The sequence below is a fragment of the Streptomyces sp. HUAS TT11 genome, assembly GCF_051553595.1.
Taxonomy (GTDB): domain Bacteria; phylum Actinomycetota; class Actinomycetes; order Streptomycetales; family Streptomycetaceae; genus Streptomyces.
Genome location: NZ_CP196184.1, coordinates 7501073 through 7526373, shown reverse-complemented (window position 1 = coordinate 7526373; position 25301 = coordinate 7501073). Strand labels below are relative to the sequence as shown.

The window sequence follows — 25301 nt, the reverse complement described above, 5'->3', positions numbered from 1 at the left end:
GGACTGCGGCACCGCCCCCGACTACACGTAGCTTCGGACGGGGGCGGGCCCGAGGGCGGCGGCCACGGCGTCCGCAAGGTGCCCGGTCTCCTCCGCGGTCAGCGTCGAGACGGTGATCCTGATACCGGGCGCCGCGCTCATCCGGAAGCGCGCACCCGGGGCGACGGCCCAGCCCGCGTGCAGCAGTCGGGCGACCGCACCCGTCTCGTCCGGCACGGGAACCCACACATTCATCCCGCTGCGCCCGTGGGCCGCGACACCGCGCCGCGCCAGCGCGTCGATCAGCGCGTCACGCCGTCCTCCGTACGCCGCCGCCACGGCCCGCGGGTCCACCGCACCGTCGGCCCACAGCCGCGCGACCGCCCGTTGCAGCAGCAGGCTGACCCAGCCCGGCCCCAGCCGCTGCCTTCCCCGGACCCGGTCGACGGTGACGCCGTCCCCGGTGAGCACGGCCAGGCGGAGATCGGGCCCGTACGCCTTGGCGACCGAGCGCACGAACGCCCAGTGCCGGGTGACTCCGGCGAGCGGGTGAAGGGGGACGTCGACGATCCCATGACCGTGGTCGTCCTCGATGAGCAGGGTCCGCGGATGCTCCCGCAGCACGGACCTCAGGGCACGGGCCCGCCGCGCGCTCACCGCGGCGCCGGTCGGGTTCTGCGCCCGGTCCGTGACGATGACGGCACGCGCGCCGGCCTCCAGGACACTGCGCACATCGTCGGGGAGCGGCCCATCGTCGTCGACGCCGACCGGAACCGTGCGCAGCCCCAGCGCCGGGACGAGGTCGAGGGTCCTGCCCCAACCGGGGTCCTCGACGGCGACGGTGTCCCCGGGCTTGAGATGAGCGGTGAGCACGCGCTCGACGGCGTCGAGCGATCCCGAGACGACGACCGGCGGGCCGTCCGGCACCCCGTCGGCGTCCAGGTCCGCCCGGGCGATGCGGGCGAGTTCCGGATCCACGGCGACGTCGCCGTAGAGGACCGGCTCCCGGTCGCCCCGGGCCGCGGCCGCAGCGAAGGCCGGCGCCAGCGGCGGCAGCAGCACCGGATCGGGATTGCCGCTGGAGACGTCGCGCACGCCCGCGGGCACATCCACACGAATGTGGTCCCGCCCCGTCGTGGCGGGGGCGGACCGCACCCGGCTCCCCCGGCGCCCGGCGGTCTCGATGACCCCCCGCTCGCGCAGGATGCGGTACGCGGCCGCGACGGTGTTGGGGTTCACACCCAGCTCGACGGCCACCTCGCGCAGCGGCGGCAGGAGCCGGCCCGGCTCCAACTCCCCCGCACCCACCGCACGCTCGACGCTGGCCGCGATCTCGGCTGCACGCCGCCCCTGGATCGGATATCCTCCTAGCACAAAGTAGATTTTGCACTAGTGCAACAGGGAGCGCAAATGCACGGGACCCACGATCCGGCGTCGTCGCGCGCCACCGCCTATGCACCCACGGATCGCACCGTCCCCACGCGCTCCGCGGACCGGGCGTCGTACGACACGGAGCTGGTGCACGCGATACTCGACGAGGGCTATGTGTGCCACCTCGGCTTCGTGCGCGAGGGTGCGCCGGTCGTCCTGCCCACGCTGTACGGCCGCCTCGGCGAACGCCTCTACGTCCACGGCTCGACCGGCTCGCGGCCCCTGCGGATGACGGGCGGGGCCGACCCGGGGCTCGCCGTGTGCCTGACGGTGACGCACGTCGACGGGCTGGTCCTGGCGCGCTCGGCGTTCCACCACTCGATCAACTACCGGTCCGTGGTGGTGCACGGCATCGCCCGCCAGGTCGACGACTCCGAGGAGAAGCGGGTCGCCCTGGATGTGATCGTGGACCACGTCGTGCCCGGCCGCTCGGGGGACTCACGGCCCGCCAACAAGAAGGAGCTTGCCGCCACCGCAGTGATCCGCCTTGATCTGGACGAGGTCTCCGCCAAGGTGCGCACCGGCGGCATCAGCGACGAGCCCGAGGACCTCGCGCTCCCCCACTGGGCCGGCGTGGTCCCGGTGCGCACCGAGTACGGCGCCCCGGTTCCCGACGCGGGCCTGGCACCCGGCACCGCCCTTCCGGACTATCTGGCGGTGCTGTGATGCTGATCCATCCGTGGGACGCTCCGCAGGACGACGGCGAGTGGCAGCGCTGGCTCGTCGGCCGCGACTTCGGCCAGCTCGCCGTGAACGGCCCGCCCGGCGAACCGCCGTACGTCCAGCCGCTGCATTTCGTCTACGACCCGGACCGCGGTGAGGTGGTGGGCCATCTGGCCCGTCCGAACCCGCTGTGGGCCGCCCTGGAGGCGGACCCGGAGGTGCTGCTGAGCGTGGTCGACGACTATGTGTTCGTGCCCGGTCCCTGGCAGGCCCCGCCGGACGGCCCGTCCGAGCACGGTGTGCCCACCAGCTTCTACGCCGCGGTCCAACTGCGGTGCACCGCACATGTCGTGGACGATCCCGCCGAGAAGGCCGAACTGCTGAACCGCCAGACGCGCCATTTCCAGCCGGACGGCGGGTCCGCCCGGGCGGCGGCGGGTGCGGCGCCCTACGGTCGCATGCTGCCCGGCATCCGCGGCCTGCGGCTCGAAGTGACGGGTGTGCGGGCCAAGTTCAAGTACGCCGGGCGGAAGCCCGAAGAGATCCAGGACCGCATCGCGGACGGGCTGGCGACGCGCAACGGTCCACGCGACCGGGTCGCGCGCGAGCATCTGCTGCGCAGGCGCGAAGGGTGAGTCGGGGTGCGGGGTCCGGTGCCGGACCCCGCACCCTCCCGTCATACGAGGACGGGCTCCTCCCCCGGCGCCCGTGCCCGACGTGCCTCCGCCGTCGCGAGCCCCGCCACCGAGCCGAGCATCAGCGCGGTGCCGACGAGGGTGGCCGCCGTGAGCCGTTCACCCAGGAGGACGACGGCGAGGACCGCCGCACTGACCGGCTCGAGAAGCATGATCACGGACACGGTCGCGGACCGTACGACGGACGCGCCGGCGAAATACAGGGCGTAGGCGAGTGCCGTGGGCACCGCGGCGATGTACCCCACCAGGCAGACGAGGGCGCCCGGTTGCCCGGTGTGCGGCACCAGACCCTCGATCAGGGCGAACGGCAGCAGGCACAGGCTGGTGACCGCGAACGCCGAGACGGTCGTGCCGAAGACGTCGACCCCGCCGTCCCGGCCCCACCAGCGGGTCAGCAGCGTCATGGCGGAGTACCCGGCCGCCGACACGAGCGCGAGCAGCACGCCCCACGGTCGGACGGTCGTACCCCCGCCGCCCAGCACCAGCACCCCGAGCCCGGCGAGCGCCCCGGCGACGGCGGTCGTCCCGCCGCGGCCGAGCCGCTCCCCCATGGTGAGCCGGGCGCCGAGGGCGATGAGCACCGGACCGGCGCCGAGGGTGACGACGGTCGCCACGGCGAGACCGGTGGCCGAGACGGCCCCGAAGTAGGCGGTCTGGAAGACGGCGAGCCCGGCCCCGGTGGCACCGGCCCGCAGCGCCTTGCGGCGCAGCGGTTCGGACGCGGCCGCACGGGTGCGCGGGCGTACGAGGCGGACGGCGGCCAGCAGGACGAGCCCGGTGGCACAGCGCCAGAAGGAGAGGGCGACCGGCCCCATGTCACTGGTCCGGTAGACCAGTGAGGCGGCAGCGCCCGCGGTGCCCCAGGCGGCACCGGCGACGATCAGATACACAAGGCCTCGCCCGACGGGCAGGCCGGAGGCAGGATGCGACACGAGTTCTCTCCGCAGAGGTGCAGAAGTTCGGGAAGGGACCCCGGAGCGTCGGGGTCCGTGGACTTCTTCTGCGGGCAGCACCGTTCCGCCCGGGCGATCCGCCGGGCACGATTCCGGAGAGCCCGCCTCAGGCGGCCGGAGGCGGAAGAACGAGTGCGTCGGAATGCATGACCGGCACCCTATGCGGCCGTTCCGCGCGCCGACAACTCCCTTTCGGCGCCGCCTGCGCCCGTCACAGGCTCGGCCGATGCCTTCACGGGCGCGGACGACTGGGCCGTGAACGCTCCGACCAGGACGACCACGCCGCCGATGATCTGCGGTGCCGAGAGGTGCTCGCCGAGCAGCACCCAGGCGAGCACGGTCGCGATGACCGCTTCGAGGCAGGCGACCACCCCGGCCACCTGGGGCGAGAGCCGGCGCACGGACACCACCCCGGTGACGTACGCGAGGACCGTGGCGATCAGGACGATCCATGCCAGCAGCAGCACGGCAGGCACCGAGGTGCCGTTCATGTCCGCCGTACCCGTCAGGACGGACCAGCGCATGCTCCAGGGACGGGCGACGACGGTGAGCAGGGCGGCCCCGACGATCAGGCCGTATGCGATCACTCCGAGCGGGTCGGGAGCCTCCTCACCGCCCTCGGCGCCCGGGTCGGACAGGACGAAGTAGCCGACCTGGCAGCAGGCGGCGCCCAGGGCGAGGAGCAGCCCGAGAAGGTCGAAGCCGAGACCCGACCACACCTCCACGACGCAGGCGAGTCCGCCGACCGCGAGAACCACGCCGACGGCCGCGGCACGCGTCACCGGCCGCCGCTGCACGAAGCGCACCCAGCCGAGGACGAGGGCGGGCGCGAGGTACTCGATGAGCAGGGCGACACCGACGGGTATGCGGGAGAGCGCGGCGAAGTAGCAGGCCTGGACACCGGCCACGGCCAGCAGACCGAACCCGGCGAGCAGCGCGGGACGCGTACGCACCAGGGCGCGATGGCGCAGGGCGAGGGGCAGCATCACGAGCGCGGCGCCCGTGACCCGTAGCCACACCACGTGGAGCGGGTCGAGCCCCGCCTCGATCAGTGGTTTGGCCGCGACACCCGATCCACCGAAGGCGATCGCCGACACGACGGCGAGTCCGAGCCCGACTCCCCTGCCGCGGCCGCCCTGAGTCCCCTGAGACGTATGCACCGGCACATGATGACAGGCGGCGACATGAGCGTCACCCTTGAACGCACCTGTCTCAGAGATTGGACCCGGTCCGCCCGCGCACGCTCACCGGGGGCCGTCGAACCCGGTTCCGGCCCGGCGGCCGCCGTCGCCGTCCGCCGCGCACCGGGCCGCACGCTCCTGCACCGCGGCCTCCTCCAGCCGCGCCGCCATCGCCGCCGCGTCGACGCCCGCACGGCCGAGGACCTCCACGGCCCTGGACGTGGGGTCGGCGACGACGGCCGCGAGCAGGTCGACGCCCCGCGCGAACGGCCGGCCGAGCCGGATCGCGCGTCCGTGCGCGGCGTCCAGGGCAGCCGCCGCCGCGGGTGACCAGCCGTCCGATTCGGTCAGGAGCGGTACGGCCCCCGAATCCTCGACGGAACCCTGCCAGCGCAGGCCGTAGCCGATGGCACGCTGGACGAGATAGCCGAGCAGCCGCGCCACGTGCGGACCGTCGAAGACGTCGCGCACCTCGGGATCGGACTCCAGCAGCGTGTGCAGCAGATGGGCGGTGTCCACCTGCCGGTCGCCGTCCCGCAGCGCCCTTCTGCGTGCTCCCGTCACCACCGCGGCCAGTTCGGCGTCGAGCCGGGGGTCGTGATCCGGGTGGTGTGCGCCGCGCTCCGCGGCCGGGTGCTGGGACTGAGGCAGTGACACGCCTACCACCTCATCAGCCCCGTCGCCTCCGGACATCCCCGGTGGGCAGCATTTGTGCGTCCGACACAGGGTGGGCACGGGTGGCCGGGTCCTCCTCCTTGCGGATGACGTCGCGCCGCCGTGCTCCCGGGGTCGCCACCGCTGCACGGCTCTCCTCGACCACAGCCCTCCGACCTGTCTGACGGTTCATCAGTCTTGAATGTTCCGGGCCCTGCCGCTACGTTCCGCGACACCGTAGCTGCGCCCGGCGCAGCACCCGACACGAAGGGGTGGTCGCATGGCCGAAGTCAGCGCGGAGGCACGCATCGACGCGCCGGCCGACAAGGTGTGGGCCCAGCTCACCGACTGGCCCGCGTACGGGGAGTGGAACGCGACCCACACGAGCTTCCCGAAGGGCGGCCCCGAGGTCCTGGAGGTGGGCGGAACCTTCGAGGAGAACATGAAGCTCATGGGCTTCCCCGCGGAGGTCACCTGGACCATCGACGAGTTGCAGCCCGGGCGCGTGCTGGCCATCCGCGGCAAGGGCCCGATGGCCGTGAACGTCGCCACCCGCTACACCCTGACACCGGACGGAGAGGCGACCTCGGTCCGCATCGACGGCGAGTTCACCGGCGCGGCCGTCTCCCTCATGGCGGGCAAGCTGAAGGACTCGGCGACCGCCGCCCTCGACGAGTCGCTCCGCAGGCTGGGCGCGCTGGTGTCCTGACCGTGGCGCGTCCGGACGAGCGGACGCCCCGCGGCCGTGTCGCCGCGGGGCGCCGTATCGGATCGGGGACCGTCATCAGTCCTCGTCCGCGAGGATCAGGTACAGCTTCTTGCGGGCGTCGTTGATGACCGACAGGGCCTTGTCGCGCTGGTCCTTGTTGCCGGTCTTCCAGACCTGGCTGAATGCCTCCATCAGACCGAAGCCGGCCTGGCGGATCTCCTGCAGCGCATCCCAGTCGATGCCGCGAGAGGCCTCTTCCCAGGGGGCCTCGGGCCCCTCGTCGGCCGCGGCGCGGCCCGGCTCGGTCAGCGAGAACAGCTTCTTGCCGCCCTCCGTCTCACTGGCGATCAGCCCCTCGTCCTCCAGGAGCTGCAGGGTCGGGTAGACCGAGCCCGGGCTGGGCTTCCACGCCCCGCCGCTGCGCTCGCCGATCTCCTGGATCATCTCGTAGCCGTGCATGGGGCGGTCCTTCAGGAGAGCCAGGATCGACGCCCGTACGTCGCCGCGCCGTGCCCTCCCCCTCGGTCCGCCCTTGCCACGCCCACCCCAGGGGCCACCCGGACCGAAGAATCCAGGGCCACCGAAACCCGGGCCGCCGGGCCCACCCGGCCCGAAGGGGCCGAAAGCTCCACGCCGGCCGTCGAAGCCGCCCCGAGCGTGCTGACCGGGGCCTCCGTGGTGCCCGTGCCGTTCGAATCCGAAGTCCTGTCCACGGGATCGCATCACCATCACTCCATTCCATCGTTGATCTGTCGCGATGCGTCAACGATATATCGGAGAAGACTTACTGACAACCCCCTTCCGCGTCGCACGAGAGGCCCGGGTGCGCGCCGACCTGCCGCCACCCACCCCCACCAGCGCGGCAGTCGGCGCACATGGGGCTCCGCACGGGAGCGGAAAACTTGTCCGCAGCTGTGAAACAGCGATACGATCGCGACGTATCACTGATTTTGCCGATGTTCGAGAACAAGAGCGGACAAGAGCGCATTCAGTGATGCCGACCGGGGGCTTGTGGAGCCGGACCACCGTTCCAGCCCCGAGGACGACAACCGGCCCCGTCGCCACCGCGGCGCGAGCCCCCGCGGAACGTCGACACATCACGGACGCGTACGGCGCCGACCTGGGTGCCGCGCGTCATCACGGCTCGCCGCGTCACCGCGTGGCTCCGCATCCAGGACGCCCGCCCGGGCGTCGTCGCCCCTCGACCCGACTCCGCACCGCCGCGTCAGGCGTCCGGGTCCGCGCGAGGCACGACGTCCTCACGGCAGGAGAACGACCGTGACCCTCGGCAGCGAAAACACTGTCCAGCGACTGCTGATCGACGGCACCTGGCAACAGGCCGCCGACGCACACACCTACGCGGCACACGACCCGTTCACCGGCGAGGTCGCCTCCCGGGCCGCCGCAGCCCTCCCCGCGGACGTCGTCCGCGCCGTCGAAGCGGCCGAGCGCGCCTTCCCCACCTGGGCGGCTCTGGCGGCCAACGAGCGCAGGCGTGTCCTGTGGACGGTGGGCGAGAGACTCGAGGCACGAGCGGACGAGATGTCCGCGACGATCACCACCGAGACGGGCGGCCCTGCCGGCTGGGGCCGGCACAACGCCTCGGTTCTCGCCGAGAGGTTCCGCCATGCGGCGAGCGCGGTCCACGAGGCCCTCACCGGGGAGGTCATCCCCTCGGAAACCCCGGGCCGCACCTCCGTCGCGATCCGAAAGCCGGTCGGCGTGGTCGCCTGCGTCATCCCGTGGAACGCCCCCGCGCTGCTCGTCGGCAACTCCGTGCCCAACGCACTGGCCGTCGGCAACACCGTGGTGATGAAGGCCTCGGAGCAGACCCCACGGACCCACGGCCTGATCGCCGAGTGCCTCACCGAGGCCGGACTGCCCGCCGGGGTCTACAACCTGGTCACCAACGCGCCCGAGAACGCCCCCGAAGTGGTGGAGGCGCTGATCGCCCACCCGGCCGTGCGGCGGGTGCACTTCACCGGTTCCACCCTGGTGGGCCGGATCATCGCCGAGAGAACCGCTGCGCACCTGAAAAAGGCGATCCTCGAACTCGGCGGCAAGGCACCTGTGCTGGTTCTCGCCGACGCCGACCTGGATCAGGCCGTCAGCGCGTCGGCCTTCGGCGCGTTCACCCACTCCGGCCAGGGCTGCCTTTCGACCGAACGCATCATCGTCGAGCGAGCCGTTGCCGACGAATTCAACCGGCGTCTGGCCCTCCTCGCCACCACGGTCCCTTTCGGTGACCCGCTCGACCCGCACGCCGTGCTCGGTCCTGTCGTCGGATCGGACACCATCTCGCGGCTGTCGGATCTGGTACGGGAGGCCGTCGCGGCCGGCGCACGGCTCCTGGCCGGCGGAACGCCCGACGGCCCGTGCTTCGCGCCCACCGTGTTGACCGGCGTCACCCCGGACATGCGCATCTACCGCGAGGAGTCCTTCGGCCCCCTGGTCACCGTCATCACCGTCGACGGACCCGAGGAAGCCCTGCGCGTGGCCAACGACAACGACTACGGACTGGCCTCGGCCGTCTTCACCCGTAACATCCCTCTCGCCATCGACCTCGCCCAGCGCATCAACGCCGGCATGTGCCACATCAACGGCACCACCCTCGACGCCGAGCCCCCGATGCCCTTCGGCGGCGCCAGGAACAGCGGCTACGGCAAGTCCGGCGGGCGTGCCGGCCTGCAGGAGTTCACCGAACTCCAGTGGATCACCATCGAGGGCCCCCAGCCGCCGCGCCGCCCCGTCGCCGAGTGACCTCACCGCCACCGGGCGGACACACGACACCCGGTCGGCGCCCGCGCGGGATTCCGGGCGGTCGGCCTGCGGCAACCGGCGTCCGCATCCGGTCGCACGGCCGACGACGCGAAGACGGGCCAGGCACCCCGGATTGGCCTTGGCACCCGCCGCCGCCGGGCACCTAGCGTCGGGGCATGCGGATTCGTATCGTCGACGCCTTCACCGACCGCCCGTTCGCCGGAAACCCGGCCGGGGTCCTGCTCCTCGACTCCTTCCCGGACGACGCATGGCTCCAGAACGTGGCCCGCGAGGTCAACCACGCGGAGACAGCGTTCGCCCACCGCCTGCCCGAGGGCGGCGAGGCCGACTGGGCCCTGCGCTGGTTCACGCCCGCCACCGAGGTCGCCCTGTGCGGCCACGCCACCCTGGCCACCGCCCATGTGCTGCGCACCACGGGCACCCACGAGGGCCCCGTACGCTTCGCCACCCGCAGCGGCGTGCTGATCACCACGCCGCACGAGGACGGCTCCGTCACCCTGGACTTCCCCACGGCGCCGCTGACCCGGGCCGACATCCCGGAGGGCATCGCCGAGGCCCTCGGCGCGGAGCCCCTCACCGCCTTCGACACCGGTCCGAACGTCGGCGACCTGCTCGTCGAACTCGCCGACGAGAAGACGGTCCTGGATCTCGCCCCCGACCACAGGGCGCTGCGCGGACGCTCGGCGCGCGGAATCATCGCCACCGCCGTCGCCGAGGATCCCGGCCGGGGGTACGACTTCGTCTCGCGCTGCTTCTTCCCCGACGTCGGCATCGACGAGGACCCGGTGACGGGCAGCGCGCACACCGCCCTGGCGCCCTACTGGTCCGAGCGCCTCGGCCGCCCCGGCCTCACCGGCCTGCAGGCGTCACCGCGCTCCGGCCGCGTCCGCACCGAACTTCGCGGCGACCGGACCCTGCTCACCGGCCGCGCGGTCACCGTCATCGAGGGCGAGCTGCTCGTGTGACGGCAGGACAGGGGTGCGGGGCGGTCACGGCGGCCCTGTGCACCCCTGCCCGCGCCCCTTGCGGAAGCCGCGGCCCACTAGGCCGTCGGCAACCACCCCACCTTGCCGGCCAGCAGCGCGTATCCCACGAACGCGCCGATGTCGAGCAGCGAGTGGGCCACGACCAGCGGGCCGACCCGGCCCCAGCGGCGGTACAGGAAGACGAAGACCACACCCATCACCATGTTGCCGAAGAACCCGCCGATCCCCTGGTACAGGTGGTACGAGCCGCGCAGCACCGAGCTGGCCACCAGCGCCGTGCCGGGCGTCCAGCCCAACTGCCCGAGCCGGCGCAGCAGGTAGCCGACGACGATGACCTCCTCCAGGACCGCGTTCTGCACCGCCGACAGCACCAGCACGGGGTACTTCCACCAGACGTCCGGCAGCGCCTCCGGCACCACCGTGAGGTTGGCGCCGAAGCCGCGGGCCGCCAGATAGAACGCGATGCCCGTGGAGCCGATCACCGCCGCGATCGCCGCCCCTCGCCCCAGGTCGGGCCAGGGACGGGTCCGGTCGAAGCCGAGTGTGCGCAGCGAGGTGCCCTCACGCATCAGGAAGTGGGCGACGAGCACGACCGGCACCAGCGCGGTCGCGATCCCGAACAGCTGCCAGGCCAGGTCGAGCCATGGGCGTCCCGGCGCCGCCGAGGCGTTGAGAGTGGCCGCCTGCTCCTTGAGACCGCCCGGTTTGGTGACCGATCCCACAAAGCTGATCAGCGCCGAGACCCCGCTCGCGCCCAGCGAGAGCCCGAGGACCAGCAGCGTCTCGTCGCGGAGAATCCGTCGCGTCGGCCGCTCCACCGTTGAAGTATCGGCCACTGCCCCTGCCTCCACCTGCACTCCCGCCTCCCGTCGAGCGATCCCGCCTCGCCCCATCTTCACCCGGCAAGGGTCTCGCAGGTAGCTGTGAGGATCATGCACGAGGGGGCGTCGAGCGCGGGCTGACGCCGAACACGGCGTCCGCCCTCCTTCGCTCTGTCGTACGGACGCGGCGGGGCCCGGTCTCAGCGGGGGCCCGCGTCGTGGGATGCCGCACCGTGCCCGTGGGCCGCTCCGTGTGGTCCGCGCATACGAGACCGCTGCCCCGGCACACCGGTGGCGGGGCAGCGGGCACGGCCGATATCGCGGACGGTCACCCCGTCGGCGGCCCGGGACACCCCGGCGACGCCTCACCACGGATCCGCACGGCTGCCGTCGGGACGCCGGTCGAGGCGGGCCCGCCCGGGTCCTCCGATGGTTCGCTCACCCCAGCGGCACCGGTTCCGGCGACCCGACGGGCCATGTGTGCACCGGCTCGCCGGCATGCATCAGCGCGCGGTACCGCCTGGTCGTCGCGGCCAGTGCGGCCTGCCGGTCAAGTCCCTGTTCGAGGGCCCGGTGGAAGGTCGCGGCCTGCCAGCTCGCGCCGTTGGCCCGCAGCCGGCACCGTTGCTCGATCACCCCGAGGTAGAGGTCCCGGTCGGCGGGCTCGACGCCCCAGGCATCGAGCCCTGCCCGGGCGAGCGGCAGCAACTCGTCGCGTACGAGGTCCACGGCGTCCACCTCGGTGATCCCGCCGTGGCGCCCGCGCCGGGGCCACTGAAGGCGCGCCTCGATGCCGTACCGGCATGCCGCGTCGAAGTTGGCGGCCGCGGCCTCGAACGGCAGCCGCGTCCACACCGGTCGCGGCTCCTCCGCCAGGGCGCGGACCACGCCGTAGTAGAAGGCCGCGTTGGCGATGACGTCGATGACGGTGGGTCCGGCGGGCAGCACCCGGTTCTCGACCCGCAGATGCGGAACTCCGTCGGCGATGCCGTACACGGGCCGGTTCCAGCGGTACACGGTGCCGTTGTGCAGGACGAGTTCGGCAAGCGTGGGCGTACCGCCCCGGTCGAGGACGCGCAGCGGGTCCTCGTCGTCGCAGATCGGCAGGAGCGCCGGGAAATAGCGCAGGTTCTCCTCGAACAGCTCGTACGCCGACGTGATCCAGCGCTCCCCGAACCACGTACGCGGTCGCACTCCCTGCGCCTGCAGTTCCGGCGGCCGGGTGTCGGTGGACTGCTGGAACAACGGCGGCCGGGACTCGCGCCACAGCTCACGCCCGAACAGGAACGGCGAGTTGGCGCCCAGCGCCACCTGGACCGCCGCGACGGCCTGGGCGGCGTTCCAGACGTCCGCGAACCGCCCCGGGGTGACCTGCAGATGCAGCTGGACCGACGTGCAGGCGGCTTCGGGTGCGATCGATCCCGAGGTGCACTCCAGCCGCTCGACCCCTTCGATGTCGAGCGTGAAGTCCTCGCCGCGCGCGGCCACGATCTGGTCGTTGAGCAGGGTGTAACGGTCGACCGCGGAAAGATTGGACGAGACCAGGTCGTCACGGTCGAGCGTGGGGAGAATACCGATCATCACGATTCCCGCATCGACCTCGTGCGCCTTGCGGTCGGCATATGCGAGAGAAGTGCGCAGCTCCTCCGCGAGCCGATCGAATACACTGGCGCCCAGTCGGTGTGGAGCTATGTTGACTTCCAGGTTGAACATGGCGAGTTCTGTTTGGAAATCGCGGCTCGCAATCCTTTCGAGGACCTGGGCATTCAACATTCTCGGCATGCCGTCGGATCCGATGAGATTCAGTTCGATCTCCAGGCCCATCAGGTTCTTGGGTCGATCGAACCGCTTCTCCTCCAGCAGTCGCGCCAGCCCCGCGAGACACTCCTTGAGCTTGCCGCGGTGGCGCTGCCGATCGGACAGGTCGAACGACCCCGCCACGACCTTCTCTCCCATCGAAGCGTCCCTCCTGAGACGGGTGGGCCGACGATTCGGCCGCTGCTGTCCATCGGGTCTCGGTGGATGATGCCCCGGCAACGCGATCGATAACGTCTCCGAGCGGCACTGTCGCACGCTAGCCTGGGAGCCGGTGGCTCGCGGCACATTCACCGGGCATGGGGCGAAACGCAGTTTCACCGCAACGGCATGTGGTGAAAAACGCCGACGAGAACCGGCCGTCCGCTACGGACGAGTATTCCGAGGTCGAAGCCTCGGCACCCGTCGGACAGCGGGATGAATCCCGCTTTTCATTGACCGGATATCTCCTTGCCGGTCGTTTGCGGAACGACTAGACGAAACACTGCATGAACACGAGTCGTATAAACTTTCCGCACGGGGTAGAGAGTTGGCACTGGCGGCCCAGAACCCTGGCGTCAAAGCGCCGCCATTCGTCCGGGCACAATTCCCCCGCCCCTCCGACCCCGAGAGCTGACAGCGCTGTCCGCCCGCCCCACCCACGCCTTCGCGTCACCGTGCCTGCCGAATGAGAGGCGACCCAATGCTGCTGCATGTCCCCCCGGCTCCCGCGCCCGCCCTCCGCTCCGTCCTCACGGCACTCGGTTCCCCCACCGCGGTCCGCGAGGCCCCGACCCCGTCCCTGCGCAGCGCACAGGGGCCCGTGACACCCGAACTCCCGCTGCCGGTCCATGTGCTGGACCGGATCACCCCGGTGGGCGCCCCCGTCACCCGACTGGCCGGATGGCGCTTCCTCATCCGCTGCGGCGATCGCGCCGTGGCCGCCGCCGAGACCATGCTGACTCCGGACGGCTGGGCGTTCTCGCACTTCTTCGAGGGCCCGTACGTCACCTCCACCGAGCGCGCCCTGCGCCAGGCGGAGGCCCTGGCACAGCCCTACCAGGCACGACTGCTGTCCGTGCCGGAGCTGTACATGCTCACGCTCTGGCTGCACGAGGACTGCGCCGCCGACGGGGCGACCGGCTCTCCCGCAGCGACCGACCTTCTCGTGCCGCTCGCGCCCGCACCCCCCGGCATCGCCGCCCATCTCCCGCACACGGTCGCCGACCTCCTGCCGGTGCTCACGCACCGCATCACCCGCGCTCCGCTGCTCGGCTCGCCGGCCCCGGCGTAGCCTCCGCTCCGCACCGCGCCCCGCCGCCGGAAACGGCCGCGGGGCGCGGTGTGTCGTGCCCGGGTCGCCGAGGACGGCGGAACGGTTTCGCTCGTTCGTGCCCCAGCGCGCTCGTACGAGGGACAAAGCGCTGGTAGGACCAGACGGACTAGCCCCTTGAGGCCATTGCGAACCACCCGAAGTGACCGCCGATTCGGGATGAACCGTCCGCCGGGGTGATGCGTCATGAACCTGTGAGGAGCGGTGCTGCGAAATCCCTGCGGATCGACGCCCGTGGGGCAACACTGGGTTCCAGACCGAAGCATCAGCGACGGGGGGCGGCCATGAACGACCGGAAGAGCCGCAGGACAGACACGACAGCCATCTCGGACATCACGACAGAGCGAAAGATCCCATCCACCATGTGCCAGCACCAGCCACCGTGCCCGACAGCCGAATCCGCCGACCGGGAATCCGCCCGCCTCGTGGCGCACCACCCGGAGCAGGGATGGAGCCTGCTCTGCAACGGCGTTCTGCTCTTCGAGGACACCGGTGAGCTTCTGCCCGACGGTCAGATCATCGCCCCGCACCGCCCGATGGGCACCGAGGTGATGACCGCCGCCTGAGCGGCGCACAAGGGGCAGCCGCTGCCCCGGCAGACAAGGGGGCCGGCCCGGAGACACACGCTCCGAACCGGCCCCGACGCATGTCGAAGACCGATTACTCCGCGTAGGCGTCCAGCGGCGGGCAGGAGCAGACCAGGTTCCGGTCACCGAAGGCCTGGTCGATGCGGCGCACCGGCGGCCAGTACTTGTCCGCGGCCGAGACCCCGGCCGGGAAGACTGCCTCCTCGAGTGCGTACGGGTGCTCCCACGTGCCGCCGAGTGCGGCGGCGGTGTGCGGGGCGTTCCGCAGCGGGTTGTCCTCGGCGGGCCACTCGCCCGAACCGACCTTCTCGATCTCGGCACGAATGGCGATCATCGCGTCGCAGAACCGGTCGATCTCGGTGAGGTCCTCGGACTCGGTCGGCTCGATCATCAGCGTGCCGGCCACCGGGAACGACATCGTCGGCGCGTGGAAGCCGTAGTCGATCAGCCGCTTGGCGACGTCGTCGACGCTCACTCCCGTCGCCTTGGTCAGCGGGCGCAGGTCGATGATGCACTCGTGGGCGACCAGGCCGCCGGGACCGGTGTAGAGCACCGGGTAGTGCGGCTCGAGGCGCTTGGCGATGTAGTTGGCGGACAGCACGGCCACCTGCGTGGCGTTCTTGAGGCCCTCGCCGCCCATGAGGCGCACGTACGCCCACGAGATCGGCAGGATGCCCGCCGATCCCCACGGAGCGGCCGAGATCGGGCCGACGCCCGTCTCCGGACCGGCCGCGGGCTGCAGCGGGTGGTTCGGCAGGTGCGGCGCCAGGTGCGCGCGCACACCGACCGGGCCGACGCCCGGACCGCCGCCGCCGTGCGGGATGCAGAACGTCTTGTGCAGGTTCAGGTGCGAGACGTCGCCGCCGAAGTGGCCCGGCTTGGCCAGGCCCACCAGGGCGTTGAGGTTGGCGCCGTCGACGTACACCTGGCCGCCGGCCTCGTGGACGGCCACGCAGATGTCGGCGACGTGCTCCTCGAACACACCGTGCGTGGACGGGTACGTGATCATCAGTACGGACAGTTCGTCGCGGTACTGCTCGATCTTGGCCCGCAGGTCCTCTATGTCGACCTCGCCGTCCTCGGCCGTCTTCACCACGACCACCTTCATGCCGGCCATCACGGCGCTGGCGGCGTTGGTGCCGTGCGCGGAGGACGGGATGAGACAGACGGTGCGCTGGTGGTCGCCGTTGGCCCGGTGGTAGCCGCGCACGGCGAGCAGACCGGCCAGCTCGCCCTGCGAACCGGCGTTGGGCTGCAGGGAGACCTTGTCGTAGCCCGTGACCTCGGCGAGCTGCTCCTCCAGCTCGCGGATGAGCGTGAGGTAGCCCTGCGCCTGCTCGGCGGGCGCGAACGGGTGGAGCTGACCGAACTCGGGCCAGGTGACCGGCTCCATCTCGGTGGTCGCGTTGAGCTTCATGGTGCAGGAGCCCAGCGGGATCATGCCCCGGTCGAGGGCGTAGTCCCGGTCCGCCAGCCGGCGCAGATAGCGCAGCATCGCGGTCTCGGAGCGGTGCTGGTGGAAGACCGGGTGGGTGAGGTAGTCGTCGCTGCGCAGCAGGCCCTCGGAAAGCGCGTCCTCGGTGCTCGCGTCCAGCGCCTCGATGTCGCCCTCGACCCCGCACGCGGTCCACACGGCGGCCAGCTGGGCCCGTCCGGTCGTCTCGTCGCAGGCGATCGACACATGGTCGGCGTCGACGAGGCGCACGTTGACCCCGCGCTCGCGTGCGGTGGCGACGACCGCGTCGGCGCGGCCGGGCACCCGCACGGTCAGGGTGTCGAAGTAGGCGCCGTGGACGACCTCCACCCCGCCGGCGGTGAGACCCGCCGCGAGGATCGCCGCGTACCGGTGGGTGCGCCGTGCGATGGTCCGCAGACCCTCCGGCCCGTGGTAGACGGCGTACATACCGGCCATCACGGCCAGCAGCACCTGGGCGGTGCAGATGTTGCTCGTCGCCTTCTCACGGCGGATGTGCTGCTCACGGGTCTGCAGGGCGAGCCGGTAGGCCTTGTGGCCGTCGGCGTCCACGGAGACGCCCACGAGCCGGCCGGGCAGGCTGCGGGCGAACTTCTCGCGCACCGCCATGTATCCGGCGTGCGGTCCGCCGAAGCCCATCGGCACACCGAAGCGCTGGGTGGTGCCCACGGCGATGTCCGCGCCCAGCTCACCGGGCGAGGTGAGCAGGGTCAGCGCCAGCAGATCGGCCGCGACGGTGACGACCGCGCCCAGCTCGTGCGCCTGCTCGATGACCGGCCTGATGTCGCGTACGGCACCGGAGGCGCCCGGGTACTGGATCAGTACGCCGTTGATCTCCCGCTCCGCCATCTCGGCCGGGATGCCCTCGCCGAGGTCGGCGACGACGACCTCCACGCCGGTCGGCTCGGCACGGGTCCGGATCACGGCGATCGTCTGCGGAAGGGCGTCCGCGTCGATCAGGAAGAGGCCCTTCTTGTTCCGGCCCATGCGGCGGGACAGCGCCATCGCCTCGGCGGCGGCCGTGCCCTCGTCGAGGAGGGAGGCGCCGGAGGTCGGCAGACCGGTGAGGTCGGCCACCATGGTCTGGAAGTTCAGCAGGGCCTCGAGGCGGCCCTGGGAGATCTCCGGCTGGTAGGGCGTGTACGCCGTGTACCAGGCCGGGTTCTCCATCACGTTCCGCAGGATCACCGGCGGCGTGAAGGTCCCGTAGTAGCCGAGGCCGATCATGGAGTCGAGGACCTGGTTGCGATCGGCGAGCGAGCGCAGCTCGGCCAGCACCTCGCGCTCGGTGCGCGCACCCGGAAGGTTAAGGGCGTCCGTGTTCTTGATCACATCCGGGACCGCTGCGGACGTGAGCTCGTCGAGCGAGCCGTAGCCGACCTGCGCGAGCATCTTCGCGCGGGACTCGAGGTCGGGACCGATGTGGCGCTGCTCGAAGGGCGTCCCTCGTTCGAGCTCGGTGAGGGGAATGCGGTGGGCGGTCATTGCGGAGGCCTCCTGGTCTGACGCGACCTTCGAGGGGCACCACGGCACGGGTACCCCGACGGCCTCCCCCTCTGTCATTTCAACCTGAGAGCTTCACCGGTCCGCCCGAAGGCGTTCCGGCTTTCACCGTCGGTGAGAGCGGAAGCCGTCGACACCCGCCCTGCTTTCCAGAGTGACCTCGTCCATGCGGTACGTGTGCCTGAGAGATTCCGGGGAGGGTTTGCTCCTTCGGCGCCTCCGGTTCACTCCGGAGGACTCTCCCGCACGGGGTCAGCAGCCGCTAGCCAGACTACCAGCGGCGACAACACAGGCACCTTCGAGTGGCCGCCTTCCAGAATGTGCTCTTTCGTAGTGCTTACGGATGCGTTGCGACCTGCTGGAGGGACCGTGAAGACCGATATCGATCCGCGGAGTCTGATCGGCCGCAAGGCGTTCGATCGCAACGGGAACAAGATCGGCACGATCGACGAGGTGTATCTCGACGACGCGACCGGTGCGCCCGAGTGGGCGGCCATACGTACGGGCCTGTTCAGCAGGGACGCGTTCGTCCCCCTGGAACCCAGCGAACTCGTGGAGGGTGCGCTGTGGATCCCCTTCGAGCGCTCTCTGATCAAGGACGCTCCCGACTTCGGCGTCGGACGCCATCTCTCCCCCGAGCAGGAACTGCAGCTCTACCACCACTACGGGCTCGATGTGACGTCTCCCCCACCGCCGGACCGCGATTTCGGGCATCTGGCGGGGTCGGACGAGACCTGAGGTTCCTTCAAAGGCCCGGTACCCCTCAATGACCCGCCCGGCCCTGAAGCGTGGCCGTCCCGATCGGGGCCGTGCCGGCGCCGGCCCCTCCCGTGGTCAGTCCCCGGCCGCCGATGTCACCGCCCGCGGCTCCGTGGGCTCGGGTCTTCGCGGCACCAGCGGCAGCGGATCCGCCGACTCGAGACGGGTGTCGTCGGTGCGGAACGTGCGCACCCGGCCCGGCTCGGAGTGCGGTGTCTCGAACCGCACCGTGACCCGGCCGAGACCACTGCCCTGCACCCACCCGTGCCCGTACTCGGCGTGCCGTACGTCCTGGCCCGCGCGCCAGATGTGCTCCGGGGGCGGAGCCGGCTCCTCCTCGGGCGTCTCGGCCGTCTCCCCCTCTTCCGGGTGCTCCTCGGCGCGTGCGTCCCCCGCGGCCAGGTGGGCCTGGGCGAAGAGGTCCTCCTGGGTGTAGTCGGCGAGGCCGCTGACCCCGACGCCGAGCAGCCGCACCCCGCCGGTCGTGTCCACGGACTCCAGCAGCCGCCCGGCGGCCTCCCGCACCACCGCGGGGTCGTCCGTGGGCCCGCGCAGGGTCTCGGACCGGGTCAGCGTCGAGAAGTCGTACCTGCGGACCTTGAGCACGATGGTGCGACCCGACAGGCCGGCCTCCCGCAGCCTGCGGACACAGCGGTCCGCGAGCCGCTGCACCTCAAGCCCGACGCGGACCCGGTCGTGGATGTCCACGTCGTAGGTGTCCTCGACCGACACCGACTTGGCCTCCCGCTCGGCCACCACCGGCCGCTCGTCCCGAGCGAGAGCCATGGCGTACAGGGCGTGCCCGTGGGCCTTGCCCAGCAGCCGCACGAGTTCGTCCTCGCCCGCCTCGGCGATCTCGTCGACCGTGGTGATCCCGGCGCGGCGCAGATGGTCGCCGGTGGCGGGACCGACGCCCGGCAGCGTGCGCACCGGCATCGGGCCGAGCATCGCGCGCTCGGTACCCGGACGGATCAGCACCAGGCCGTCCGGCTTGGCCTCCTCGGAGCCGATCTTCGCGAGCATCTTCGAGGCGGCGAGCCCCACCGAGCCCGTCAGGCCTGTGCTGTCACGGATGTCCGCGCGCAGCTTCACCCCCGTGCGGCGGGCCGACTCCTCGTCCCAGGCGGCTCCACCGGCCTCCAGATCCACGAACGCCTCGTCCAGGCTCAACGGCTCCACGAGCGGAGACAGCCCCCTCAGCAGCGCCATCACCTGCTCGCTGATCTCCCGGTAGAAGCCGAATCGCGGCACCAGATACGCGGCGTGCGGCGCGAGGCGGCGGGCCTGCGCCATCGGCATCGCCGAGTGCACTCCGAAGACCCGCGCCTCGTACGAAGCCGTGGCCACCACTCCGCGAGGACCGAGCCCACCCACGATCACGGCCTTGTCGCGCAGGCTCGGCTTGGACGCCTGCTCCGCCGAGGCGTAGAAGGCATCCATGTCGAGATGCAGGATCGTGGGCGCGGTTCTCACATCTCCGATGCTGCCCTACGCCACTGACACTTCGCCCGGGTCCCGGGGCCGCTCAGCCGGCCCGGTTGCGCCGCCGTGCCAGTTCGTCCCCGGGGTGGTGGCCGACGATGGTCTCGCCCGTGTCGATGTGCTCGCCGTGCAACTGGGAGAGCGCGTTCTCCACGTCCCGCCACACCACGCCGACGGCGATTCCGAAGATGCCCTGGCCGCCCTGGAGCAGTGCGTGGACCTCGTCCGGCGACGTGCACTCGTAGACCGTCGCGCCGTCGCTCATCAGCGTCATCCGCTCCAGGTCACGGAAACCGCGCTCCCTGAGGTGCTGCACGGTGGTGCGGATGTTCTGCAGGGAGACGCCGGTGTCCAGGAAGCGCTTGACGATCTTCAGGACGACCACGTCCCGGAAGCTGTAGAGCCGCTGCGTCCCCGATCCGTAAGCGGGTCGCACGCTCGGTTCGACGAGCCCCGTCCTGGCCCAGTAGTCCAGTTGGCGGTAGGTGATGCCCGCGGCGGCGCACGCCGTCGGACCCCGATAGCCCATCTGCTCGGAAGCCGCCCCTTCGTCGCCCGGCGCGGCCGTCGGCCGCTGAGGGGCGGAGCCGGTCGCGCTGCCGTGAAGCGGGTGCGGGCCACTCTCCCCCAGACTCCGTCCGGGGGCACCCCCAGCCGTACCGCCGCCGCTGATTCTCACGCCGACCTCCGTCCTTGACCTGCCTTCTCGACGGTAGGCAGTCACCAAGGGCACGTCAACGATCGCCACACTCGGCACGCCGAGTGATAATCACCCCAGGAGTGGTTTCCCGCGCCCTTCCGCGGGGAAAGGCTAGCCGAATGCTTCGTCGGCGGCCTCCGAGATATGGCACGAGCCCCCGGCATGTGCTTCAGTGCGCGCCCGCGTGCTCCTCCCCGCCACACCCATTCGACGATCTTGGGAACGCCGGATCCTCGTCGGCCGTCGCGACCGGCGACCGCGCCCATCCGCTCCGGTGACCGTGACCCCACGGCACCGTCGTGCCGGGGCTCTCGGCGGCGGTTCCGCTCAGAACTCCCGACGGAGCGCGACCGTCACGGGCTGCCTCCGGCACCACACGGAGCACAAAGATCCCCGGAGTCGCATCAGGCGACTCACGTCACACGAATCCCGACCGGCACACACCCTCGGCCCGTCACCGAGGGGAAACCGTCACTGGCTGCTCGTGCCGAAGTCCTCGGGGGAGATCTGGTCGAGGAACTCGCGGAACTTCTCGACCTCGTCCTCCTGCTCGTCCGGGATCGCGATGCCCGCGTCGTCGAGCACTCCGTCACTGCCGTAGATCGGCGTGCCGGTGCGCAGCGCCAGCGCTATGGCGTCGGAGGGGCGCGCGCTCACCTCGACACCGCTGGCGAAGACCAGCTCCGCATAGAAGACGCCCTCACGCAGATCCGTGATGCGCACTTCCGTGAGCTCCTGGCCGACGGCCTCCAGCACGTCCTTGAACAGGTCGTGGGTCAGCGGCCGAGCCGGGGCCATGCCCTGCTGGGCGAACGCGATCGCCGTCGCCTCCCCGGGGCCGATCCAGATGGGGAGGTAGCGATCGCCTCCCACTTCGCGCAGGAGCACGATCGGCTGGTTGGAGGGCATCTCGACCCGGACACCTACGACATCGAGCTCGTTCACACAGCAACCCTAGGCCGTGCCCGGGATATTTGGGTAGTCGGGCACGGATCGGCCCATCGATCCGCCGCCGGCGAACAGCCCGGCTCAGGGCAGCCGCACACCCAGCGCGGACTGGATCAGAGCGGCGTGCAGCTTCACCGCCAGCCCGGCCAGCTCCTTGGTGCGCGCCTCGGCATGCGCCCTGGTCTGGGGGTTGCGGTGGAGTCGCAGCGGTGCCACCACCTGGTCCACGAGCCCCGCCTCGCGGTCGGCCGCCGCCTTCATCACCCGCAGGTGTCGCGGCTCGATCCCATGGCGGCCGAGTTCCGCCACGAGAGTGGCCACCGTGATGGTCTCCGCGTCGTACACACCTTCCGGAAGCGGTACGACAAGGCCGTACGACTCCCACTCCTCGAGCTGCTCCACGCTGATCCCGGTGGCGGTCAGCAGCTCGTCACGCGCGATCCGGGCGACCGAGGGGGTGTCGGTCTCGCCCAGGAGGTCCCCCAGCGGCTCCCCCTCGCCCAGGTCACGGGGACGGCCCAAGGACGGGAGGCGGACTTCCTCGCCCCGCTCCAGGGCGTCCAGGTGCTCACGAATGACCTTGAGCGGCAGATAGTGGTCCCGCTGCATCCTCAGCACATGACCGAGGCGCTCGACGTCGCGCCTGCTGAACTTGCGATACCCCGAAGCGGTGCGCTGCGGCTCGATGAGCCCCTCGGACTCCAGGAAGCGGATCTTGGAGATGGTGACTTCGGGGAATTCCTCGCGCAGCACGTTCAGCACGGCGCCGATGCTCATCGGCCCGTTGCCCGTGGCGGCGGTGCCGTTGTCGGCACCGCCGCTCGGTGTGTGAAGCATGGACCCTTCCCTGGCGGGTCAGATGCCCCGCGGACTCGCGTAGAAGACCAGCCTGTACTTGCCGATCTGCACCTCGTCGCCGTTGGTGAGCGCGACCTGGTCGATGCGCTCGCGGTTGACGTACGTACCGTTCAGGCTGCCGACGTCGGCCACCGTGAACGACCCGTCCGGGCTGCGCCGGAACTCCACGTGCCGGCGCGAGACAGTCACATCATCCAGGAAGATGTCGCTCTGGGGGTGACGCCCCGCCGTGGTCAGATCACTGTCCAGCAGGAAGCGGCTGCCCGAGTTGGGACCGCGGCGCACGACCAGCAGCGCCGAACCGGCCGGCAGCGCGTCGACGGCCGCCTGCGCCTCCGGGGACAGCGTCGGCACCGACGTCTGACCGGTGGCCTCCGCGTCGTAGGCCTCCAGACCCGAGATCGAGATCGTGGAGGTCGTCTCCGACGCACGCTCCGGGATCGCGCCCGCTCGCAGCGGAGCACCGCAGTTGGAGCAGAAGCGGCTGTTGTCCGCGTTGCGGTGACCGCACCTTGTACACACGAGGGCCGACATGTCCCCGAAACCTATGCGGCCGGACGCACCGGGGTCAACAGACGCCGCGCCCTGACCTCCCGAAATGCCACCACCCGGACCAGCGACCTGGTCACGGAACAGGGGGCGGTGCCCCTCTGCTTCTCCCGGCTGGGCACGATGACGGGCAGTCGCGTTCTCGCCGCCCTCTCGCGCACTCTTGCCGAACAACTTCGCAAACAACTTCACGGGCGATTCCCCTTGACCGAAACAGACCCGCCCGTGGGGCAGGACGAACCCTGATTACATATACCGACCGACCCGGACATCCTCACAACGTCCGTATCCACCAGACAGTTTCCACCACGCACCCCCCATTCGGTGCGCCGACCCCCCGCAACCTCATGCCCTTGCCCGACCGCCTCCATGCACCGCCGGTTCACTGGGAGGACGATCGAGCGTAGTCAGGCTGCTCGGCCGCCCGCAAGGCATCCACGATGATCTTCGTGGAACGCTCCACGGTGACTGTGGCCTGCTCCTTCTCCAGTGTCTGCACCACGCCTCCGGGGATGTTGAGCGCGGGCTCGAGGTCCTGGGGCTTGCCGATGACCTGGAAACGATAGGGCTGGCTGATCTTGTTCCCGTCGACGCTCACGCCCTTCCCGGAGTCCGACAGGTAGGTGCTTGCGACGACCCTCACCCCGTTCACCTGGATCGCCTCCGCGCCGGCCGCGCGCAGTTCCTGGATCGCGTCGAGCAGCATGTCCGCCTGGACCGTTCCCTTCGTGTCCTGGATGGTCATCGTGATGCCGGGGCCCTGTGCCGACACCGTGCCCGCGAGGATGCCGAGTTGTTTCTCCTTCTCGGCGGTCTGCTTGCGAGCCTCCTCGGCCCGGTCCGAGCTGTTCTCCAGCTCGGACCGCTGGTCCTCAAGTCCCTGCTTCTCGTCCTGAAGACGCTGCGTACGGTCGTCGAGTTCATCCAGGATGCGTACGAGATCCTCCTGGCGCGCGCCGCGCAGGGCGCTGCCGCTGTCGCTGTTGGAGGCGACCTGGACTGCCAGACCGAAGCCGAGGCCGAACAGCAGGAGCGCGACGATGAGTTGGGCCCGCGAAACACGCGGCGGCCACAGACCCTGGGCAAGGCGCTGACGGCCGGTGAGCGCCGACTCGGGTTCCTTCGGCTCCTCGGTCTCCTCCACCACCCCGGGCGTGTCGGCGGCCGCCGGCCTCTCCTGGGGCAGTTCCTTGCGCAACCGGTGCTCGGGGCCGCGCGGCGTCCCGGGAGTCTCTTCCTCGTTGTTCATCGCCCTCACGCCCGGAACACATGGCGACGGATCGCCGCGGCGTTGGAGAAGATGCGGATGCCGAGGACGACCACGACACCCGTGGACAGCTGGGCCCCGACGCCCAACTTGTCGCCGAGGAACACGATCAGCGCCGCCACCACCACGTTCGACAGGAACGACACCACGAAGACCTTGTCGTCGAAGATCCCGTCGAGCATGGCCCGCAGACCACCGAACACGGCGTCGAGTGCCGCCACGACGGCGATCGGCAGGTACGGCTCGACGACCGCCGGAATCTCGGGTCGGACCAACAGCCCGACCACGACTCCGACGACGAGACCCAGTACGGCGATCACGATGTGCCCTTCTCTGTGGTCGGCTGTGCTGTACGTACGATCACACTCGTAGCGGCAGGCAGCCGGACGTCGCCCTCGACCGAAATGCCGGTCCTGATCCCGTAGTTCTCCTGCAGCGCGTGCAGATACAACCCGTCGGCGCTGTTCTGGAACCTGGTACTGAGCCGGTCGCCGTCCCCCACCGCGAGCACCGTGTACGGCGGCACCAGCGGCCTGTTGTCGACCAGTATCGCGTCGCCCGCGGCCCGGACCGCCGAGAGCGCCGTCAGCCGCTGCCCGTTGATGGAGATCGCTTCGGCGCCCGACTCCCACAGACCGTTGACGACCCGCTGCATATCGCGGTCCCGGACCCGGCCGGTGTCGGAGAAGTCGGAGGTCTCCCGGGGATCGCCGTTGCCACCCGAGGTGGCTTCCTTGGCGTCGTTCACCACGAGCTTCACGCCGGGACCGTGCACGGCGACCGCGCCCGACAGGACCCCGACAAGATCGGCCGCGTCCGAACCGCCGTCCCTCTCCAGGGCCGACCGCTGCCGTGCGCTGACGTCGTCGCGCAACGTGTCCACCGTGCCCTCGAGCTTGTCGGCGGCCGCGGTCTCGCTCTGGATGCGGTCGATGAGCTCCTGGCGCTCCTTCGCGACCGTCGGGGCGGCCACCCGCGCCTGCGCGGCGCCCACGGTCACCACGAGGCCGGCAAGCACCAAACCGGCCGCGAGCCCGAGCTTGGCCCGCACCGTCCTCGGCAGGCCGCCCTCACCCTCGGTCTGCTTCCGGGCGGCAGCCTCGGCGTATCCGTCGTCGAGGCTGTGATCCATGACGTTGGTGAGCAACGACATGGAAGCGTCCGGACGCGGGGAGCGCCCTGGTGTGCTCCGAA

24 protein-coding genes and 1 riboswitch are annotated in these 25301 nt (G+C 71.0%); of the genes, 8 read left to right on the top strand and 16 right to left on the bottom strand.

The genetic code is table 11. The features are described 5' to 3' along the window. Window positions 1-21: 21 nt before the first annotated feature. Window positions 22-1353 (bottom strand): aminotransferase class I/II-fold pyridoxal phosphate-dependent enzyme, encoded by a 1332-nt coding sequence (locus ACSHXN_RS33680; RefSeq protein ID WP_438304799.1) that lies wholly within the window; start codon window positions 1351-1353, stop codon window positions 22-24. Between the two features lie 36 nt (window positions 1354-1389). On the opposite strand from ACSHXN_RS33680, the gene ACSHXN_RS33675 reads away from it, so the two are divergent. Continuing rightward, window positions 1390-2076: a pyridoxamine 5'-phosphate oxidase family protein gene (locus tag ACSHXN_RS33675; RefSeq protein WP_356111102.1), complete on the top strand. Its 687-nt coding sequence runs from the start codon at window positions 1390-1392 to the stop codon at window positions 2074-2076. Next, window positions 2076-2708, top strand: a complete 633-nt coding sequence (locus ACSHXN_RS33670; RefSeq protein ID WP_355132954.1) for an FMN-binding negative transcriptional regulator — start codon at window positions 2076-2078, stop codon at window positions 2706-2708. Before ACSHXN_RS33675 ends, ACSHXN_RS33670 begins: the two co-directional genes overlap by 1 nt. 41 nt (window positions 2709-2749) lie before the next feature. Here ACSHXN_RS33670 and ACSHXN_RS33665 read toward each other — a convergent pair whose 3' ends face one another. The 3 genes from ACSHXN_RS33665 to ACSHXN_RS33655 all read right to left on the bottom strand — a co-directional run bounded on the left by ACSHXN_RS33665 (window position 2750) and on the right by ACSHXN_RS33655 (window position 5595). After that, complete coding sequence (locus ACSHXN_RS33665) at window positions 2750-3700, bottom strand: DMT family transporter (protein WP_355132956.1); 951 nt, start codon at window positions 3698-3700, stop codon at window positions 2750-2752. Window positions 3701-3879: 179 nt separating this feature from the next. Next, on the bottom strand, window positions 3880-4887 hold the full coding sequence (locus tag ACSHXN_RS33660; RefSeq protein ID WP_355132958.1) for an EamA family transporter: 1008 nt from the start codon (window positions 4885-4887) through the stop codon (window positions 3880-3882). Between the two features lie 78 nt (window positions 4888-4965). Continuing rightward, a complete protein-coding gene (locus ACSHXN_RS33655; protein ID WP_438304796.1) occupies window positions 4966-5595 on the bottom strand; it encodes a Clp protease N-terminal domain-containing protein in 630 nt (209 codons plus the stop codon). A gap of 241 nt (window positions 5596-5836) precedes the next feature. Between ACSHXN_RS33655 and ACSHXN_RS33650 the strand changes: the two genes are divergently transcribed. Then, complete coding sequence (locus ACSHXN_RS33650) at window positions 5837-6265, top strand: type II toxin-antitoxin system Rv0910 family toxin (protein WP_355132962.1); 429 nt, start codon at window positions 5837-5839, stop codon at window positions 6263-6265. A 75-nt stretch (window positions 6266-6340) separates the two neighbouring features. On the opposite strand, the gene ACSHXN_RS33645 is transcribed toward ACSHXN_RS33650, so the two are convergent. Then, window positions 6341-6988, bottom strand: a complete 648-nt coding sequence (locus tag ACSHXN_RS33645) for a PadR family transcriptional regulator (RefSeq protein WP_355802724.1) — start codon at window positions 6986-6988, stop codon at window positions 6341-6343. Between the two features lie 555 nt (window positions 6989-7543). On the opposite strand from ACSHXN_RS33645, the gene ACSHXN_RS33640 reads away from it, so the two are divergent. Together ACSHXN_RS33640 and ACSHXN_RS33635 are read left to right on the top strand one after the other, a co-directional pair. After that, window positions 7544-9025 carry an aldehyde dehydrogenase family protein gene (locus ACSHXN_RS33640; RefSeq protein WP_356295477.1) on the top strand — a complete coding sequence of 494 codons (1482 nt, stop codon included), beginning with the start codon at window positions 7544-7546 and terminating at the stop codon, window positions 9023-9025. Between the two features lie 176 nt (window positions 9026-9201). Next, complete coding sequence (locus ACSHXN_RS33635) at window positions 9202-10011, top strand: PhzF family phenazine biosynthesis protein (RefSeq protein WP_355132968.1); 810 nt, start codon at window positions 9202-9204, stop codon at window positions 10009-10011. Window positions 10012-10088: 77 nt separating this feature from the next. On the opposite strand, the gene ACSHXN_RS33630 is transcribed toward ACSHXN_RS33635, so the two are convergent. After that, complete coding sequence (locus tag ACSHXN_RS33630; protein ID WP_355133013.1) at window positions 10089-10889, bottom strand: CPBP family intramembrane glutamic endopeptidase; 801 nt, start codon at window positions 10887-10889, stop codon at window positions 10089-10091. Between the two features lie 402 nt (window positions 10890-11291). Next, window positions 11292-12809, bottom strand: coding sequence for a glutamate-cysteine ligase family protein (locus tag ACSHXN_RS33625; protein ID WP_355132970.1), 1518 nt, complete (start codon window positions 12807-12809; stop codon window positions 11292-11294). A gap of 541 nt (window positions 12810-13350) precedes the next feature. Between ACSHXN_RS33625 and ACSHXN_RS33620 the strand changes: the two genes are divergently transcribed. Together ACSHXN_RS33620 and ACSHXN_RS33615 are read left to right on the top strand one after the other, a co-directional pair. Next, complete coding sequence (locus ACSHXN_RS33620) at window positions 13351-13941, top strand: hypothetical protein (protein WP_355132972.1); 591 nt, start codon at window positions 13351-13353, stop codon at window positions 13939-13941. Between the two features lie 401 nt (window positions 13942-14342). Continuing rightward, window positions 14343-14546, top strand: coding sequence for a DUF5999 family protein (locus tag ACSHXN_RS33615; RefSeq protein ID WP_059126858.1), 204 nt, complete (start codon window positions 14343-14345; stop codon window positions 14544-14546). 94 nt (window positions 14547-14640) lie between these two features. Here the strand turns inward: ACSHXN_RS33615 and gcvP are convergent, their stop codons facing one another. Continuing rightward, window positions 14641-17526, bottom strand: a complete 2886-nt coding sequence (gcvP, locus tag ACSHXN_RS33610) for an aminomethyl-transferring glycine dehydrogenase (RefSeq protein WP_438304791.1) — start codon at window positions 17524-17526, stop codon at window positions 14641-14643. 177 nt (window positions 17527-17703) lie between these two features. Next, a riboswitch (glycine riboswitch) is annotated at window positions 17704-17799 on the bottom strand. 114 nt (window positions 17800-17913) lie between these two features. Between gcvP and ACSHXN_RS33605 the strand changes: the two genes are divergently transcribed. After that, window positions 17914-18282, top strand: a complete 369-nt coding sequence (locus tag ACSHXN_RS33605; RefSeq protein ID WP_355132976.1) for a PRC-barrel domain-containing protein — start codon at window positions 17914-17916, stop codon at window positions 18280-18282. A gap of 96 nt (window positions 18283-18378) precedes the next feature. Here the strand turns inward: ACSHXN_RS33605 and ACSHXN_RS33600 are convergent, their stop codons facing one another. The 8 genes from ACSHXN_RS33600 to ACSHXN_RS33565 form a co-directional block, all read right to left on the bottom strand. Further along, window positions 18379-19776, bottom strand: coding sequence for a DNA polymerase IV (locus ACSHXN_RS33600; RefSeq protein WP_438304789.1), 1398 nt, complete (start codon window positions 19774-19776; stop codon window positions 18379-18381). Window positions 19777-19828: 52 nt separating this feature from the next. Continuing rightward, window positions 19829-20464 carry a MerR family transcriptional regulator gene (locus ACSHXN_RS33595; protein ID WP_355132980.1) on the bottom strand — a complete coding sequence of 212 codons (636 nt, stop codon included), beginning with the start codon at window positions 20462-20464 and terminating at the stop codon, window positions 19829-19831. Between the two features lie 492 nt (window positions 20465-20956). Further along, window positions 20957-21430: a bifunctional nuclease family protein gene (locus ACSHXN_RS33590; RefSeq protein WP_004002801.1), complete on the bottom strand. Its 474-nt coding sequence runs from the start codon at window positions 21428-21430 to the stop codon at window positions 20957-20959. Window positions 21431-21514: 84 nt separating this feature from the next. Next, on the bottom strand, window positions 21515-22270 hold the full coding sequence (ftsR, locus tag ACSHXN_RS33585; RefSeq protein WP_355132982.1) for a transcriptional regulator FtsR: 756 nt from the start codon (window positions 22268-22270) through the stop codon (window positions 21515-21517). Between the two features lie 18 nt (window positions 22271-22288). Beyond that, on the bottom strand, window positions 22289-23074 hold the full coding sequence (locus ACSHXN_RS33580) for an FHA domain-containing protein (protein WP_438306517.1): 786 nt from the start codon (window positions 23072-23074) through the stop codon (window positions 22289-22291). Between the two features lie 148 nt (window positions 23075-23222). Then, a complete protein-coding gene (locus tag ACSHXN_RS33575) occupies window positions 23223-24089 on the bottom strand; it encodes a DUF881 domain-containing protein (RefSeq protein WP_438304786.1) in 867 nt (288 codons plus the stop codon). 5 nt (window positions 24090-24094) lie between these two features. Then, the gene (locus ACSHXN_RS33570; RefSeq protein ID WP_059126592.1) at window positions 24095-24427 is read right to left on the bottom strand and encodes a small basic family protein; all 333 of its coding nucleotides are present in this window, start codon (window positions 24425-24427) and stop codon (window positions 24095-24097) included. Beyond that, the gene (locus ACSHXN_RS33565; protein ID WP_438304784.1) at window positions 24424-25260 is read right to left on the bottom strand and encodes a DUF881 domain-containing protein; all 837 of its coding nucleotides are present in this window, start codon (window positions 25258-25260) and stop codon (window positions 24424-24426) included. Before ACSHXN_RS33565 ends, ACSHXN_RS33570 begins: the two co-directional genes overlap by 4 nt. Between the last annotated feature and the right edge of the window lie 41 nt (window positions 25261-25301).